The sequence below is a fragment of the Halorussus sp. AFM4 genome, assembly GCF_051194995.1.
Lineage (GTDB): Archaea > Halobacteriota > Halobacteria > Halobacteriales > Haladaptataceae > Halorussus.
Window position 1 is genome coordinate 933,935 of the sequence record NZ_JBNTJT010000002.1, and the last position, 15,060, is coordinate 948,994.

Sequence of the window (15,060 nt, forward strand, 5' to 3'; positions counted from 1 at the left end):
GGCCTCTCGCGAGTCGCTTTCGGCCGAGCGGTCCCCCGGCCAAGAGGGCGCGGAGGCGGTGGCGAGAGCGCCAATGGAAAGGATATAATACGTCGCCTTTCCGATTATCGTGTATGGAACCGCTGTCACTGTTCGGTCCGGTCGACGCGATCCTCGCGGGCCCCATAGAGTACGTGGTGTTCGCGCTCGTGTTGGTCAACATGGGCACGCGCTGGTGGGCGTACCGGGACTACCGCAAGCAGGCGCGGAGCGAGGACCACGAGGAACAGCTCGACCGCAACTGGCTCCACGAGCTGTCGAACGTCCTCCTCGTGCTCGGGTCGTTCTACTTCCTGACGCTCCACCACCACGCCGGCATGGTGCTCTCGACGCTGGTCCTCGGACTGTTCATCACCGACTTCTTCGAGTTCGAGGCCAAGGAGGTCGAGCTCCGGCGCGACGAGGAGCTCACCAGCCCCAAGGGGTCGATAACCGCGTCGTTCGTGGTGCTGCTCTACGCGAGCTACATCAGCCTGTTCTTCCTCGTCGACCAGTGGTGGAACGCGGTCATCTGAACCCGGTCGTCGCTCCGCTCTCGATTCTCCGATTCCGCTCGCGGTCGCGTTCACAGCGAAACTACCACAGCAGTCGCTGCTTCTGACGCCGCGTCAGCGGGACCCGCGACGGTGGGCCTCCCCGTTCGCGCTGCCCAACCGGGGTCGTCACACGGCGTCTCGACGGCGTCACCGCGACGGCGCGACGCGTCGCGGGCTGTCGCAGGCGGCCAGTAGCCGAAGGACGCACTTCCGGCAGGAGGCCCGCTCCGCGGGGATGATGTCGCCGGCCGTCGTACCGGAGGCGAACGGCAGTCGGGCTCGGCGGACGAGACGGGAGAGCTCCGGACCGTCGCGACGACCCGATGGGCCCGAGCCGACGGCTCGGGGTCCGGGAACGGATCGGTGACTATCGCCGCGGGACGAGAACCGCAGAAGGGAACGGCTGTGGCCGCAATCGCGACGCGGCGTCGGTCTACGACCGGGCGCTGCGGAGCTGCTCGATCGCGGGGATGACGACCCAGAACGCCAGGACGCCGAGGATGATGAACCAGGCGAGCACCTCGCGGAGCGCGATGGACACCTGGCCGTAGGTGTCGAGGTTGCCGGGGATCTCGCCCCAGAGCTGGGCCTCCTCGAAGCCGGGCGTGGTGTACCAGCCCGACAGCACCATCCAGAGCAGGCCGCCGCCCGTCGCGATCGCCAGTCCCTTGATGAATTCGTCAGCCATTGTTCGAAGGTTCGTCGGAGCCGTCTTTAGGTTTTCCCATTCCCTCGGCGCGGAACCGGGTCGCGAAGGCGTACACCGTCGCGCCGGCGGCGATCATCGCCACGCCGAGGATCGCCAGCGGCAGGTCGATCTCCGACAGCGAGAGCGTCGCGCGCTGGGTCGCGGTGTCGAGGACGATGAACCCGCCGACGACGAACGCCACGGCGAACATGGTCGAGAACACCGTCACGATCTTGTAGAGCTGGAGCGGCACCACGACCTCGCGGGCGCCGGACTCCCCGTCGGTGTCGTCGGTACTCGAGTCCATGAGAAGGGAGAGTCGCTACGGCGTCACTTCGGCGGCCGGAGCCGGTAGTACCGCCGGTTGAGGTCGAACATGTACCCCTCGCGCATCGACCGGAGCACCGCGTACGTGATGGTCGCCCCGACGACGGGCAGGAGGAACGCCAGGTCGAACAGCAGGTGGGCGTTGATGGGGACGAGGTTCTTGATGGACACCAGGCTGATGGTCCACGCGAAGATGAAGCCGGCCATCCCGACCGCGGCCCAGAACGGCTGCTCGACCGGCCGCCGGGCGCTGCCCTTGTTCAGGAACGGGACGATGGCGATGAACCCGACCACGACGATGTTGGCGACGACGCCGTACGCGCGGTCGGACATCAGCTTCTCGCCGCCCAGGATCGCCAGCTCGGGGTTGAGCGGGCCGAGCTTCAGCAGGCCGAACGACCAGTAGAGGTACCAGTCCGGCAGGATGACCGCCGGGGTCGAGCTCGGGTCGGCGGGCGCGCCGAGGTGCGGCGGCAGCGTCGCCGCCAGGAAGATGATCATGCCGACGAAGAAGCTCGTCAGCGAGAGGTTGCGGATCATCTCGTGGGGCCACACCGGGAACGCCAGCACGTCGCGCTCGACGTAGCTGGACTCCTGGCGGAGGTCCTGGTCCTCGCGCCGGGCGCGCTCGAAGTACTCGTAGGTGAGCCGCGAGAGCCCCTGGGTGCGCTCCTTGCGCTCGCGCCACGTCGGGGTCTCGTCGTCCGGCGGAACGATGCCGGTCCCGCCGCCATCCGTCTGTGCGTCGCCGCTGCCGTCGGTTTTGGCTTGTTCGTCTGACATGGTTTAGTGGGGTTCCGCGATGCCCTGGATCCAGACGATCGCGATGTGGACCGCGATGAGGGTCGTGACCACGAACGGGAGCAGGAACACGTGCATGATGTACATCCGCTGGAGCGTCGCGGCGCCGGGACTGAACCCGCCGAACACCAGCTGGGCGACCCACTCGCCGATGAGCGGGATCGAGAGGCTCATCTCGACGCCGATCTGGCTGGCCCAGAACGCCAGCTGGTCCCAGGTCAGCAGGTAGCCCGAGTACCCGAACACCATCGTCAGGCTGATGAGGATGATGCCGAGGATCCAGTTGAGCTCGCGGGGCTCCTTGTACGCCCCGGTGAAGTACACCCGGAGCATGTGGAGGAACACCGCCGCGACCATCACCTGGGCGGCCCACCGGTGGATGGACCGGAGCATGAACCCGAAGTTCAGCTCGGTCATGATGAACGCCAGCTGGTTGTACGCCAGCGACGCCTCGCCCGACGCCGACACCGTCCCGGGCGCGTAGTAGAACCCGAGCAGCGCGCCGCTCAGCGCGGCGACGACGTAGGCGATGGTCGAGAAGCTACCGAGCGCGTACAGCGGGTACCAGTACCAGAACTTGTTGTCGAGGTTGTACTGCTCGGTGTGGCTCTTCGGCATCTGCATGTTGACCCTGTAGTACAGGGTCTCGAGGATCTCGAGGTAGTCGACGATGCGGAAGCGCTTGTCCAGCCAGATGAGCGTCGTGAGGAACGTCGTCTCTACCGGCGTGAGCTCCTTCTCCTGCATCCACTCGCCGTGGTCGTACTCGTCTTTGCGTTCGATGCTCATGTTAGTCGTCCTCCGGACGCGGGAGCGCGACGAACGATTTCTTCACGATGCTGAACGGGTCGTACACCGACTGGTGGCACTGGCAGTAGATCTTGTCCTGTGCGTTCGCCACCTTCGACCCCGCCAGTCCCTTGAACGACGGCACGCAACAAAAGTGCGTGCATTTGTTCAGGTTGGCGATGAACCCCTCCTGGGTGCTCGCCTTGAGCCACTCGTTGTCCTTGGCCATCTCCTCGATCCGCGTGCTGCGGATGACCTGGACCGGCATCGTGCCGCTGGGCGGGACGTCCTGGGAGCGCCAGGTCCCTTGTGCGGGCTTGCCGAGGCCCGCCTTGCCGATGCCGTTGCCCCAGGTCTCGTAGTCCGAGAAGTCGTCGACGTGGATCTTGGCGCCTTCCTCGACCTCCTCGTTCTGCCACTCGAACTTCGCGTTCCCGCTGTAGCGGAAGTAGTTGTCCTGGTCGGCCTCGGGCTGGACGCCGGGGTAGGTCTGGACGCCGCAGTACTGGAACCACTCGCTGGAGTAGGTCACCCCGCCGAGCTCCATCTCGGCGACCTTGACCTCGCGGCCCTGCTGGGTGACCGTCTTCACCTCGGGCCAGACGCCCTTGAGGTACCCCTCCGAGTCGATCTCGACCGGGATCTGGGGCATGCCGCGCGGGGCGGGCCCCGCGGTGTTCTCCATCGCCATGAACTGCCGGATACCGCCGCCGGCGCCCGTGGGCGAGGTGGCGGAGTTGATGCCGGCCGCGGCTGCCGTCCCGACGCCTGCCAGCGATGCGCTGCCGACGACGCCCTTGACGAAGCGGCGTCGACCTGTGCTGTCTGGGTACTTGTCGTCTTCTGCGGACATGGTTATCGCTTGTAATACGGGTAGACTGCGCGCTTGACCTGGTCCCACGCGTCACCGAGGGTCTCGGTGCCGTACTGCTGCTCCTCGCGGACGTAGAGGTCCTCCCACTTGCGACGGCGCTTTTTGACGATCATCACGTCCGGGAGGAACTCCTTGCGGTACAGCAGGAGGATGAACGCGAGGTCGATGAAGATGATCGCGAGCACGAACCCGAGGTACATGTTGCCGATCTCGCTGTACCCCCAGCCGCTCACCAGTCCGTAGGTGAACAGTCCGACGAACACGACCTCCACCACCGTCAGCAGGACGATGGCGATGGCCGCTGCCGTGCTCTCGCGGGCCGGTTCGTAGCGGTGGATGTCGCCGTAGGTTGAGCCTGTCGATGACATGGTTACCTGTTACTCCCGCTCGCGTGGGGTGATTCGCCGTACTTCAGGAGGAAGAACGTGTAGATGAGCGAGACCACCATCATCAGCAGCGTCGCCAGGCCGACGAAGTGGGCCTGGAACGGGACGCCCATGTGCTCGGGGTTCGCCTCGCCCCCGCCGCCACCGCCGCCGGTCTGGGCGCCGCCCTCCTGGACGACGACGGTGCCGACCATGCCGGCGGTCTTGTGGGGCTGGCAGAAGTACTCGTAGGTCCCGGTGGTCTCGAAGGTGTGGGAGTACTCGTAACCCGTGTTGTACGTCTTGCTGGGCGCACCCGGCGTCCCCTCCCAGTTCGCCCCTTCGGGCTGGCTCTCGGGGACCACGTTGTGGTTGTCCGACTCCCAGACCCACTTCACCGTCGTCCCTGGCGCGATCGTGATCTCGGCGGGCTCGAACACCAGGCTCCCGCCGGGACCGACTATCACCTCTTTCGTGGGACCGCCGCCGCCGGACGCGCCTCCGCTCGTGGTCGTCCCGTTGGCGGCGGTCGTGGTCGTGTTTCCGGAGGCAGTGGCGTTGCCGGACGACGTGGTCGTCGTCTCCTGGGCCGCGGCGGCCGCTGTGCCCGCCCCGGCGCCGCCCGCAACACCGGTTGCTGCCGTCAGAAAGTCCCGCCTCTTCATACGGATGAAAGTCAGGACAGGAATCGCTTAAAGCCACCGATGCTGCCGTAACGGGGTCTGGGCGGCCGACGCGCCGATAATCGGCCTACTTCCGGCCGTCGGACGCCGACGAGACCCCGGTGCCGGCCGCCCCGCCCGACCGGCCGCCCCCGTCGCCGGAGAGCGATTCGCCGCCCTCGTCCGGGAACGCGTCGTCGTCTTCGCCCGGCGACGACTCGACCGCGTCGCCCGGCGCGGCGTCGCCGCCCTCGCCGGGCAGGAACTCGGGGCGCTCGTCGTCCTCGAGGCCGACCGCCCGGAGCCGGTTGCGGTACTCCTCGGCCCGGAACCGGTCGGAGAGCCGGGCGTTGGCCACCAGCAGGAAGACGAACACGCCGAAGATGGCGAAGCCGAACGCGGCCACCGCGGCCACCAGGGGCAGCCCCATCGCGATCCACGCCGCGAACAGCGCGATTCCGGCGAGCACGTGGACCCCGGCGACCACCTGCATCAGCTGGTTGCCGAGCTTGCCCGAGCCCTCCGGCACCTCGGCGGGGTCGGGGAGCACGTCGCCCTCGGGCATCTCGGGCACCTCGTAGCTCTCCATCGACGACAGCGCGACCGAGGGCTTTACGTCCCGGAGCACGGTGCCGCTTCCCTCGACGGAGCCGTCGGGGTAGACCACGGCGTACCCCTCGTCGGAGTACGCGAGCAGCTGTGACTCCCCGTCCCGCTCGATGCGCTCGACCACCGCGAACACGTCGCGGTCGGCGACCCGGCTCTTGAGGTCGGCCTCCACCCGGTCGAGCAGGGCGTCGCCGGTGATCCACGAGTCGTGGTCGAACGCGACCTCCCACTCCTCGTAGCTCATCTCGGCCATGTCGCGGGGGCCGAAGTTCTCGAAGTCGTACTTCTCCTCGACCTCCTCGGGGGAGGGTCGCTCGCGGTCCGCGTCGGCCGGGGGCTCGCCGCGGTCTGCGCCGGCGGGCGCCGCCGGGTCGCGCGGTTCCGGGCCGTCCCCGTCTCGCGTCTCGGCGTCGTCCGGGGCCGCCGCGCCGTCCCCGGCCGAGTCGCCCGCCCGGTCGTCCGAGGCGTCGGTCATGGCTCGAAAGTCAGAGTCGTAGCGGTATAAGCGCCCCGACGTTCGTTCGCGACCGGCGGTCGTCACCGGCCGGATCGCGGCCGCGGCGCTTCCGGACGCCTTAACACACCGCGCTCCCAACCGCCGCGCATGGCGAGCGAGACCCTGGTCGCGGCCGCGGTCGCCCTGGTCGTCACCGCCAGCCTGCCGTTCTACCTCTACGGCGCGTGGTACATCCTCGACCAGGAGGTGGTGACCTGGGCCGTGCTGCTCCACCACCTCAAGTTCATCACGGTGGGGCTGCTGCTCACGACGGTCCCGGTGGTGACCTGGATGGCGCCGCGGTTCCTCGACCAGCTCGGCGGGTTCGCCGCCCTCCACGCCTTCCTGGGCCTGCAGGCGTACGCGATGCTCATCGTCGCGCTGACGGGCATCGTCCGGATCTTCCAGGTCAAGTACCGCCACGACCTGTACGCCGACGCCGACCGCGACGTGGAGATCGACGACCTCCACGAGAACATGGGCGCGTGGCGCGGCCGGCTCCGCGTCGGGGTCGCCGGCTACGTGCTGTTCTGGCTGCTGGCGTGGGTCATCGGGATGGTGCGGTTCTTCCTGCGGTACGTGCTGTACTGAGTGTCGTCCCGCACCGGCCGACGCGTGAATCTGCTGGGTCGCCCGGCGGTCAGGCGTCCCACGGCTCGCCGCTGGCGAGGTCGACCTCGTGGTCGAGTTTCGAGGACGGGCAGAGGTCCTCGACCACGCAGTCGTCGCAGTCGGGGTTGCGCGCGGTGCAGGTCGCCCGGCCGTGGCTGATCATGAGGTGGGTGTACTGCTGCCAGTGCTCCTTCGGGACCACGTCGAACAGGTCCTCCTCGATGGCCTCGGGGCGCTCCTCCTCGGTGATGCCGAGCCGTCGGGAGAGCCGCTGGACGTGGGTGTCGACCACGATTCCCTCGACGATGTCGTGGCCGTGCTGGAGGACGACGTTGGCGGTCTTGCGGCCGACGCCCTTCAGGTCGGTCAGCCCCTCCATCGTGTCGGGCACCTCGCCGTCGTGCTCCTCCAGCATCGTCTGGGCCGAGGACTTGATGTAGTCGGCCTTGCTGTTGTGGTAGGTGATGGAGCCGATGTCCTCGGAGAGTTCGTCGACGTCGGCGTTCGCGTAGTCCTCGACCGTCTCGTACTTCTCGAAGAGGTGCTCGGTCTCCTGGTTCACGCGCTCGTCGGTGCACTGGGCCGACAGCATCACCGCGACGAGGAGTTCGAGCCGGTTCGAGAAGTTGAGCGAGATGGTGGCGTCGGGGTACTCCTCGGAGAGCCGGTCGATGACCGTCTCGGCCTGCGCCTGCCGCGTGTCGAGTGGGTCTCCCATGCCCGAACCGTGGAGTGGCAGGGGTTTGAGCCATTCGGCTTCGGTCGCCGCGGTCGTCGGCGGTGGCGGCCGACGGCGCCGCAGCGAACGGGACCCGCACCCGCCGTCCCGCGACGGTGGGGCGGTACCGGGAGTTTTATCGGCCCGAACCGCCGCGTTCCACGCATGAAGGCGACCGCGAAGGCCCACCCGATCCAGGGCCTGGTCAAGTACCACGGGATGCGCGACGAGGAGCTGCGGCTCCCGTACCACGACTCCATCAGCGTCTGCACCGCGCCGAGCCACACGAGGACCACCGTCGAGTTCGACCCCGACCTCGACTCGGACACGTTCGTCGTGGACGGCGAGGAGCTGGCGGACCACGAGGCCGACCGAGTTATGAACGTCGTGTCGCGCGTGCGCGAACTGGCCGACGCCGACCACGCCGAGCACCCCGTCCGGCTGGAGAGCGAGAACTCCTTCCCGTCGAACGTGGGGCTGGGCTCCTCGTCGTCGGGGTTCGCCGCGGCCGCGACCGCGCTCTGCGAGGCCGCCGACCTCGAGCTCTCCCGGCCCGAGATCTCGACCGTCGCGCGCCGGGGGTCATCGTCGGCGGCCCGCGCGGTCACCGGCGGGTTCTCGGACCTCCACACCGGCCTCAACGACGAGGACTGCCGCTCCGAGCGCCTCGACAGCCCGCTGGAAGACGACCTCCGCATCGTAGCGGGGCTGGTGCCCGCGTACAAGGAGACCGAGCACGCCCACCGCGAGGCCGCCGACAGCCACATGTTCGAGGCCCGGCTCGCCCACATCCACGAGCAGCTCGCGGAGGTGCGCGACGCGCTCCGCGAGGGCGACTTCCGCCGGGTCTTCGAGACCGCCGAGCACGACTCGCTGTCGCTGGCGGCCACGACGATGACCGGCCCGGCCGGCTGGGTCTACTGGAAGCCCGCCACCCTGGAGATCTTCGACGCGGTGCGCGAGCTCCGCGAGGAGGAGGACGTGCCGGCGTACTTCTCGACCGACACGGGCGCGAGCGTCTACGTCAACACCACCGCCGAGCACGCCGACCGCGTCGAGGAGGTCGTCGCGGACTGCGGCGTGGAAACGATGGTCTGGGAGGTCGGCGGCCCGGCCGAGGTCCTCCCTGAGAGCGACGCCCTGTTCTGAACGCCGGCTCCCCCGACGAACGGACCGCCCGTCCCCCACTTCTAAGCCCGCAGGCGCCGTACCGTCACGGGATGAGAGTCGCCGTCCTGGGCGCGGGCTACGCGGGCCTGACCCTCGCCCGAAAGCTGGAGCGCAACCTCCCCGACGACGCCGACGTCCTGGTGGTCGAGCGCACCGGTCGCCACCTGGTCCAGCACGAGCTCCACCGGGTGGTCCGCCGGCCGTCGCTGGCCGACGACATCGCGGTCGACCTCGACGACGTGCTGGACCGGGCGGAGGTCCGGGAGGCGGAGGTCGCCGACGTCGACCCCGACGCAGGTACGTTCACCCTCTCCTCTGGCGAACGAGTCGACTACGACTACTGCGCGGTCTGTCTCGGCGCCGAGACCGCGTTCTACGACCTGCCGGGCGTCGAGGAGCACGCCGCGCCGCTCAAGACGCTCGACCACGCCGAGCGCATCCGCGCGGACTTCCTCGACGCGCTGGAGGCCGGGCAGGCGGGCGAAAACGAAAACTCCTCCGCCCGGGTCGTGGTCGGCGGCGCGGGCCTCTCGGGCGTGCAGGTCGCCGGCGAGCTCGCCGCCTTCGCCCGCGAGGAGGGCGCCCGCGACGCGGTGACGATAACCCTGCTCGAGCAGTTCGACAGCGTCGCGCCCTCGTTCCCCGAGAACTTCCAGTCGGCGGTCCGCGACCAGCTCGAGGCCCGCGACGTCGAGGTCCGGACCCGCACCGCGGTCGCCGCGGCCGACGAGGAGGCCGTCGAACTCGGCTCCGGCGAGCGACTCGCCTACGACCAGTTCGTCTGGACCGGCGGCATCCGCGGCCCGGACGCGCTCGATGGTGAGCGCCCCGAGGTGAACAACACCATGCGGCTCGGCGACGGCACCTTCGTCGTGGGCGACGCCGCCCGCGTGGTCGACGCCGACGGCGAACCCGTCCCGGCCAGCGCCCAGGCCGCGGTCCGGGAGGCCCGCGCCGTCGCCGACAGCATCGCCAGGCTCGTCGAGTACGACCGCGAGGGCGGCGGCGTCTTCGAGCCCCGACCCGACCGCTTCGCGTTCGACTCGCCGGGGTGGCTGGTGTCGGTCGGCGACGGCGCGGTCGCCCAGGTCGGCCCGACGGTGCTGACGGGCCGGGCCGCGAGGGCGCTGAAGACCACCGTCGGCGCGGGATACCTCTCGTCGGTGGGCGCGATACGCAACGCCGCGGACCTCGTGAGCGAGGAACTCGGCTACGAGCGGTAGAAGGCGAGGGCGGTCAGAGGCCGGGGACGCCGAGCGCGCCCGACGCGAGGATGTCCAGCATGCTCAGCACCACCAGCACGACCCAGACCGTCACGTAGGCGACCAGCGCGATGCCGATGGCGCTCCCCCAGCCGCCCGGGTAGCGGGCGTTGATGACGTACACCCACGCGAGCAGGCCGAACACCGAGCCGAGCAGACCGCCCACCAGCGGGAGGATGCTGAACAGGCCGGCGACCAGCCACCACACCACCGCCCCGACGAGCGCGGTGAGGATCGCGTACTCGTAGTCGTCCCGGTCGGCGATGACGCGCGCGCCGACGTAGATGCCGAACGCGCCGATGAGGAGGCTCACCACGAAACCGATGAGGTAGTTCAGGAACCCTACCATGTGTGCCTACCTGATTCGAGAGACCATTTATAGGTGGCGTCTGGCGGTCGGACGGGTCGCCGGGCGGCGGTGACAGCGGGGTGCCACGTTCTCGGACCGGCGGGATTCTGTTGGTTTTCCGCCGTCAGTGGGTTTAAGTTTGTGGGCCGTCCTCGGGAGCGCATGGCACGCGAGACTGCGCTGATGGACAAGGCGCTCGCGGGGGCGGTCGGACTCGCCGCCGGAGCGGTGATCGGCGCCCACGCGCTGCGGCTGTACCGCCACGGTGAGGACGCGAGCGTCGTCTGTACCGAGTGCGGCGAAGCAATGCCGGTCGACGAGGTGCTCGACCCGACCGTGACCTGCAACTGCGTCGCGCCGCGGGACTCTCACGACTTCTGGTAGCCAGGGTTTACCCGCGTCGCGACCCACGACCCGGTATGGACCAGCAAGAGCTCCGCGAGCGGCTCGAACAGCGCCTGATGAGCCACGGCGTCTACGTCACCGCCCTCGAAGCCGACGGCGGGACGCTGCGGGTCGACTACGAGACGGCCGCGCCGGGCGACGGCGTCCCCCACCGCGAGGTCGGCCGGGTGCTCAACCGGCTGCTCGACCTCCAGGCGGACGGGGAGTGGGAGCCGACAAACGTGCGGGGAACGGTCGCGGACCTCGACGGGAACCGCCGCGGGACGTGGCGGGCCGACGAGGAGTGGCTGGTCGCCCACGACCGGGGCGAGCTCTCGGACGTGGAGCTCTCCCAGCGCGTGCTCGACACCATCGAGGAGGCGTGACGGATCGCCGGCGTCGGCGGGGCGGTCCTCCGCCACGGCGCGGTCGGATTCCGGACAGAGCGCGCCCGCCGGAAGTTTTACGCCGGGTTCGGCCCAACCTCGGCGCGTGGACAGCGTCGAACTCAGCACCGTCGTCTACGTGTCGCCCGAGGAGGCCTACGAGTTCCTCGCCGACTTCGAGGGGTACGCCGACTACTCCGAGCACCTCGACCGGGTGACCCGCCACGGCGACGGCGGGCCCGGCACCGAGTACGACATCCACCTCCAGTGGTGGAAGCTGAGCTACGTCGTCCGGTCGGAGGTGACGGACTTCGACCCGCCCGAGCGCATCGCGTGGCGCATCACCAAGGACCTCCGCGCCCACGGCGAGTGGGTGGTCGAAGCCGAGCCCGACGAGGCCCCGCCCGACCGCGAGGCCGCCTCGCGGGTCCGGCTGATCATCGAGTTCGACGCCGACTCGGCGAGTTCGGACATGCTGGACCTGCCGCGGCTCGTCTCGCTCGACTGGGTCATCGACAAGGTGCGACCGCTCGTCCTGAAGGAGGCCCAGCGGGTCGTCGCCCGCATCGTCGAGGACCTCGAGGGCGAGCGCCGCGAGGTGGAGCTGACACTCCACGACTCGCCCGACACGATCTGACCCCGCAGCGTCGCGACGCCGCGACGACGGGATCGGACGGCCGAACCCGTCGCTACGGGGTCGGCGAACCGAGAAGCATCGGAGCGCGTTACTCCTCGATCTGGCCGTAGTCGCCGCCGTACTTCATGAAGAAGTAGGCGAGGCCGAGCGTGAACACCAGCGCGGCCGTCGTGGCGATGCCGAGGGTCTTGGCGCTGCTCGGGATGGCGGGACCGCCGCCGCCGGTCTGGGCGCCGCCCTCCTGGACGACGACGGTGCCGACCATACCGGCCGTCTTGTGAGGCTGACAGAAGTACTCGTAGGTGCCGAGGGTCTCGAAGGTGTGGGAGTACTCGTAGCCGGTGTTGTACGTCTTGCTCGGCGCACCTGGCGTCCCCTGCCAGTTCGCCCCGTCGGGCTGGCTCTCGACCACGATGTTGTGGTTGTCCGACTCCCAGACCCACTTCACCGTCGTCCCGGGCGCGATCGTGATCTCGGCGGGCTCGTACACCAGGCTCCCGCCCGGACCGACGGCGACTTCCTTGGTCGCGCCGCCGCCACCGCCGCCCTCTTCCTGCGCCGCAGCGGTACCGGCCGCCCCGGCGGCGGCCGCGGTCCCGGTTGCGGCCCGCATGAACCCGCGCCGCGTGACCGACTCGCTTCCTTCCGTGCTCATGCGTGGAAGTTGCGACGGCGGGTACTCTATACTTTCGATACAACCCCACCTTTTTTCGTCGTCGGGTGTCCTCGCGCCTCCGGCGCTGCGGGCACCCTCTTCGAAAAAATGTGGATCAAAAAAGGGCCGCTCGCTCACTCGCTGCGCTCGTTCGCTCGCGGTACGATTGCTGCGGCAGGAAGAAGGCCACGTCGCGTCCGCCAGTCTCGGCGTCGTGGCGCGAACCTACCGGCTGTGACTACAGGCTGTAGTCGTGGTCGCCGGTCTCGGTCTCGAGGAACGCGGTCAGGAGGTCGATCGTCGCCGCCACGTCGGCGTGGTGGACGCTCTCGGTGACGGTGTGGAGGTACCGGGTCGGGACCGAGATGGCGCCCACGGGCTTGGCGCCGTTGGTGTTCTGGAAGCCGCTGGTGTCGGTCGCGCCCGAGGGCAGCACCTCGAACTGGTGGTCGATGCCGCGGTCCTCGGCGACCGACCGCAGCCGGCGGTGGACCTTCGGGGTCGTGACCACGCTGGAGTCCTTGAGTTTTATCGCGGCGCCCTCGCCGAGCTCCGTCACGTACTCGCTCTCCTTCCGGACCGCGGGGATGTCGTTGGCGACCGTCACGTCGAGCGCGACCGCGAGGTCCGGGTCGAGGTCGACGCCGAGCGCCGGGGCGCCCCGGACCCCGAGCTCCTCCTGGACCGTCGCGCAGAAGTGGACCGTCACGTCGGGGTCGTCGAGCCGCCTCGCGGCCTCGAGCATCGCGAACAGGCACACCCGGTCGTCGAGCGCCTTGCCGGTCACGTGCTCGCCGACGCGGGTCGTGGTCTGCTCCGTGCTCACGAGGTCGCCGACCGAGACCCGCTCCTCGACCTCTGCGGCGGGCAGGCCGAGGTCGATCGCCACGTCGTCGACCGAGAACTCCTCGTCGTCGTCCTTGACGTGGGTGGGGATCGACCCGATGACGCCGGTCAGATCCTCCTCGTCGGTGTGGACGGTCACGCGCTGGGCCCGGAGGACGTCGGGGTCCCACCCGCCGAGGGTGTCGACCTCCAGGAAGCCGTCGTCGGTGACGTGCTTGACCATGAAGCCGATCTCGTCCATGTGGGCGGCGACCGCCACCGCGTAGTCGGACGCGCCCTCGACGGTCCCCACGACGTTGCCCATCGCGTCGGTGTGGACCGAGTCGACCGCGCCGTCGAACTCCCGGCGGACGAGCTCGCGCACCCGGTCCTCGTACCCGGGGACGCCGCTGGTCTCGGTGAGCTCTCGGAGGAGGTCGAAGTCGAAGCCGAAGTCTGCGTCGGAGTCGGCGCTCATGCGAGCCACTGACCGACCGCCGGCAATAAAGCCGTCTCTTCCGGCAGTCCGGCCGGCGCGCCGCGGTCCGGGCCGGCGGTTCGCGGTGATTGACGCCGCGGTTGGGCGCCTGTACCGTGCGGTGGGCGGAGCTTAAGCGACCCGCTGCCGGCGTGCGGTTCGACAGCCGGCCCATAACAAAAGGTCGCTGAATCGTACTCCGGGCAGCGTGACCGCGCACCGCCGGGGTGACCGTGCGACGGGACGCTCCCCGTCGGCTGACATCCGTCCGTCGTCCTCGGCGACGCCTCCGCGCGTCGCCGCCTCGACGCGCGGGGCGACGCGCGGTCAGCGATCTCAACGCGATACCGAACAATGTACAACGGAAACACAGTCGGCGTCGTCGTACCGGCGTACAACGAGGAGGGCCTCGTCGGCGGCGTCGTCGACACCCTCCCCGAGTTCGTCGACCGCGCGTACGTCGTCGACGACCGGTCGACCGACGGAACGTGGCAGGAGATACAGGAACACGCCGAGAAGGCCAACCGGGCGGCGACGACCGCCGAGGCGGTGCCGACCCTCGCGGACGGGGGCGTCGGCGTCGACGGTCCTCGCCGGGTGGTGCCGATCCGCCACGAGACCAACAAGGGCGTCGGCGGCGCGATAAAGACGGGCTACCGCCGGGCGTACGCCGACGGGCTGGACGTGGTCGCGGTGATGGCCGGGGACGGCCAGATGGACCCCGACCGGCTCGACCGGCTGCTCGACCCTATCGTGGACGGCGACGCCGACTACGCCAAGGGCACCCGGCTGCTCGACGCCGAGTCCCGCGAGGGGATGCCGGCGTTCAGGCTGTTCGGCAACCGGCTGCTCTCGACGCTCACGAAGTTCGCCAGCGGCTACTGGACGACCACCGACCCCCAGAACGGCTACACCGCCATCTCGCGGGAGGCGCTCGGCAGCCTCGACCTCGACCGGCTCTACGACGACTACGGCTTCGCCAACGAGCTGCTCGCCCGGCTGAACTCCCGCGGGATGACGGTCGCCGACGTGTCGATGCCGGCGGTGTACGGCGACGAGGAGAGCACCATCCGGTACCGGAGCTTCGTCCCGAAGCTGTCGTGGCTGCTGCTGTCGAACTTCGTCGAGCGCCAGTGGACCCGGTTCGTCGACGCCGGCGCCCGGGTGACTCCGGTCTGCTACGCGCTCGGCGCGCTCGGGCTGGTCGCCGCTGTCGTCGCGGGACTGGCCGGCAGCGTCGACCGCTTCGCGGCGCTGACGGCCGGGAGCTACCTGTCGCTCGGCGTCGCCGTCTACCGGGAGCGCGAGCGGAGCCGCGACATGGAGCTCCGGGTGACCGACGACGGGTAGCCGGCCGGCGCCGGTTCCGCGCGGCGGCTGTTCTCTCGGAGTTCGATT

General features: G+C 69.4%; 20 protein-coding genes. 8 read left to right on the forward strand and 12 right to left on the reverse strand.

Annotation, left to right across the window (positions count from 1 at the left end):
- The first annotated feature begins 113 nt into the window (after positions 1 to 113).
- Complete coding sequence (locus tag ACQUQF_RS12820) at positions 114 to 554, forward strand: DUF7313 family protein (RefSeq protein WP_435179394.1); 441 nt, start codon at positions 114 to 116, stop codon at positions 552 to 554.
- Positions 555 to 1,008: 454 nt separating this feature from the next.
- On the opposite strand, the gene ACQUQF_RS12825 is transcribed toward ACQUQF_RS12820, so the two are convergent.
- From ACQUQF_RS12825 to ACQUQF_RS12860, 8 genes are all read right to left on the reverse strand, one after another.
- Complete coding sequence (locus ACQUQF_RS12825) at positions 1,009 to 1,263, reverse strand: DUF7314 family protein (protein WP_435179397.1); 255 nt, start codon at positions 1,261 to 1,263, stop codon at positions 1,009 to 1,011.
- On the reverse strand, positions 1,256 to 1,570 hold the full coding sequence (locus ACQUQF_RS12830) for a DUF7315 family membrane protein (RefSeq protein WP_435179400.1): 315 nt from the start codon (positions 1,568 to 1,570) through the stop codon (positions 1,256 to 1,258). Before ACQUQF_RS12830 ends, ACQUQF_RS12825 begins: the two co-directional genes overlap by 8 nt.
- A 23-nt stretch (positions 1,571 to 1,593) precedes the next feature.
- Positions 1,594 to 2,373 (reverse strand): cytochrome bc complex cytochrome b subunit, encoded by a 780-nt coding sequence (locus ACQUQF_RS12835; RefSeq protein WP_435179402.1) that lies wholly within the window; start codon positions 2,371 to 2,373, stop codon positions 1,594 to 1,596.
- A gap of 3 nt (positions 2,374 to 2,376) precedes the next feature.
- On the reverse strand, positions 2,377 to 3,180 hold the full coding sequence (locus ACQUQF_RS12840; RefSeq protein ID WP_435179405.1) for a cytochrome b: 804 nt from the start codon (positions 3,178 to 3,180) through the stop codon (positions 2,377 to 2,379).
- Between the two features lies 1 nt (position 3,181).
- The gene (locus ACQUQF_RS12845) at positions 3,182 to 4,033 is read right to left on the reverse strand and encodes a ubiquinol-cytochrome c reductase iron-sulfur subunit (protein ID WP_435179408.1); all 852 of its coding nucleotides are present in this window, start codon (positions 4,031 to 4,033) and stop codon (positions 3,182 to 3,184) included.
- 2 nt (positions 4,034 to 4,035) lie between these two features.
- Positions 4,036 to 4,422: a DUF7318 family protein gene (locus ACQUQF_RS12850; RefSeq protein ID WP_435179410.1), complete on the reverse strand. Its 387-nt coding sequence runs from the start codon at positions 4,420 to 4,422 to the stop codon at positions 4,036 to 4,038.
- A 2-nt stretch (positions 4,423 to 4,424) separates the two neighbouring features.
- On the reverse strand, positions 4,425 to 5,084 hold the full coding sequence (locus tag ACQUQF_RS12855) for a plastocyanin/azurin family copper-binding protein (protein ID WP_435179413.1): 660 nt from the start codon (positions 5,082 to 5,084) through the stop codon (positions 4,425 to 4,427).
- 85 nt (positions 5,085 to 5,169) lie between these two features.
- A complete protein-coding gene (locus tag ACQUQF_RS12860; RefSeq protein ID WP_435179416.1) occupies positions 5,170 to 6,165 on the reverse strand; it encodes a DUF7319 domain-containing protein in 996 nt (331 codons plus the stop codon).
- 129 nt (positions 6,166 to 6,294) lie between these two features.
- On the opposite strand from ACQUQF_RS12860, the gene ACQUQF_RS12865 reads away from it, so the two are divergent.
- Complete coding sequence (locus tag ACQUQF_RS12865; protein WP_435179419.1) at positions 6,295 to 6,777, forward strand: DUF7321 family protein; 483 nt, start codon at positions 6,295 to 6,297, stop codon at positions 6,775 to 6,777.
- Positions 6,778 to 6,826: 49 nt separating this feature from the next.
- On the opposite strand, the gene nth is transcribed toward ACQUQF_RS12865, so the two are convergent.
- Positions 6,827 to 7,516, reverse strand: coding sequence for an endonuclease III (gene nth / locus ACQUQF_RS12870; RefSeq protein ID WP_435179422.1), 690 nt, complete (start codon positions 7,514 to 7,516; stop codon positions 6,827 to 6,829).
- 165 nt (positions 7,517 to 7,681) lie between these two features.
- Between nth and mvaD the strand changes: the two genes are divergently transcribed.
- Positions 7,682 to 8,665 (forward strand): phosphomevalonate decarboxylase MvaD, encoded by a 984-nt coding sequence (gene mvaD / locus ACQUQF_RS12875; RefSeq protein ID WP_435179425.1) that lies wholly within the window; start codon positions 7,682 to 7,684, stop codon positions 8,663 to 8,665.
- Between the two features lie 71 nt (positions 8,666 to 8,736).
- Entirely contained in the window at positions 8,737 to 9,909 is a 1,173-nt protein-coding gene (locus ACQUQF_RS12880) for an NAD(P)/FAD-dependent oxidoreductase (protein ID WP_435179428.1), read from the forward strand.
- Between the two features lie 13 nt (positions 9,910 to 9,922).
- Here ACQUQF_RS12880 and ACQUQF_RS12885 read toward each other — a convergent pair whose 3' ends face one another.
- The gene (locus tag ACQUQF_RS12885; protein ID WP_435179431.1) at positions 9,923 to 10,297 is read right to left on the reverse strand and encodes a hypothetical protein; all 375 of its coding nucleotides are present in this window, start codon (positions 10,295 to 10,297) and stop codon (positions 9,923 to 9,925) included.
- Between the two features lie 162 nt (positions 10,298 to 10,459).
- Here ACQUQF_RS12885 and ACQUQF_RS12890 point away from each other — a divergent pair, with 162 nt between their 5' ends.
- The 3 genes from ACQUQF_RS12890 to ACQUQF_RS12900 all read left to right on the forward strand — a co-directional run bounded on the left by ACQUQF_RS12890 (position 10,460) and on the right by ACQUQF_RS12900 (position 11,704).
- On the forward strand, positions 10,460 to 10,681 hold the full coding sequence (locus ACQUQF_RS12890; protein WP_435179433.1) for a hypothetical protein: 222 nt from the start codon (positions 10,460 to 10,462) through the stop codon (positions 10,679 to 10,681).
- Between the two features lie 35 nt (positions 10,682 to 10,716).
- Positions 10,717 to 11,067 (forward strand): hypothetical protein, encoded by a 351-nt coding sequence (locus ACQUQF_RS12895; protein ID WP_435179436.1) that lies wholly within the window; start codon positions 10,717 to 10,719, stop codon positions 11,065 to 11,067.
- A gap of 106 nt (positions 11,068 to 11,173) precedes the next feature.
- A complete protein-coding gene (locus ACQUQF_RS12900) occupies positions 11,174 to 11,704 on the forward strand; it encodes a type II toxin-antitoxin system RatA family toxin (protein WP_435179438.1) in 531 nt (176 codons plus the stop codon).
- An 88-nt stretch (positions 11,705 to 11,792) separates the two neighbouring features.
- Here ACQUQF_RS12900 and ACQUQF_RS12905 read toward each other — a convergent pair whose 3' ends face one another.
- The gene (locus ACQUQF_RS12905) at positions 11,793 to 12,359 is read right to left on the reverse strand and encodes a plastocyanin/azurin family copper-binding protein (protein WP_435179441.1); all 567 of its coding nucleotides are present in this window, start codon (positions 12,357 to 12,359) and stop codon (positions 11,793 to 11,795) included.
- 238 nt (positions 12,360 to 12,597) lie between these two features.
- Positions 12,598 to 13,662, reverse strand: coding sequence for a M42 family metallopeptidase (locus ACQUQF_RS12910; RefSeq protein ID WP_435179444.1), 1,065 nt, complete (start codon positions 13,660 to 13,662; stop codon positions 12,598 to 12,600).
- Positions 13,663 to 14,016: 354 nt separating this feature from the next.
- Here ACQUQF_RS12910 and ACQUQF_RS12915 point away from each other — a divergent pair, with 354 nt between their 5' ends.
- A complete protein-coding gene (locus tag ACQUQF_RS12915) occupies positions 14,017 to 15,012 on the forward strand; it encodes a glycosyltransferase family 2 protein (RefSeq protein WP_435179447.1) in 996 nt (331 codons plus the stop codon).
- The last annotated feature ends 48 nt before the right edge of the window (positions 15,013 to 15,060 follow it).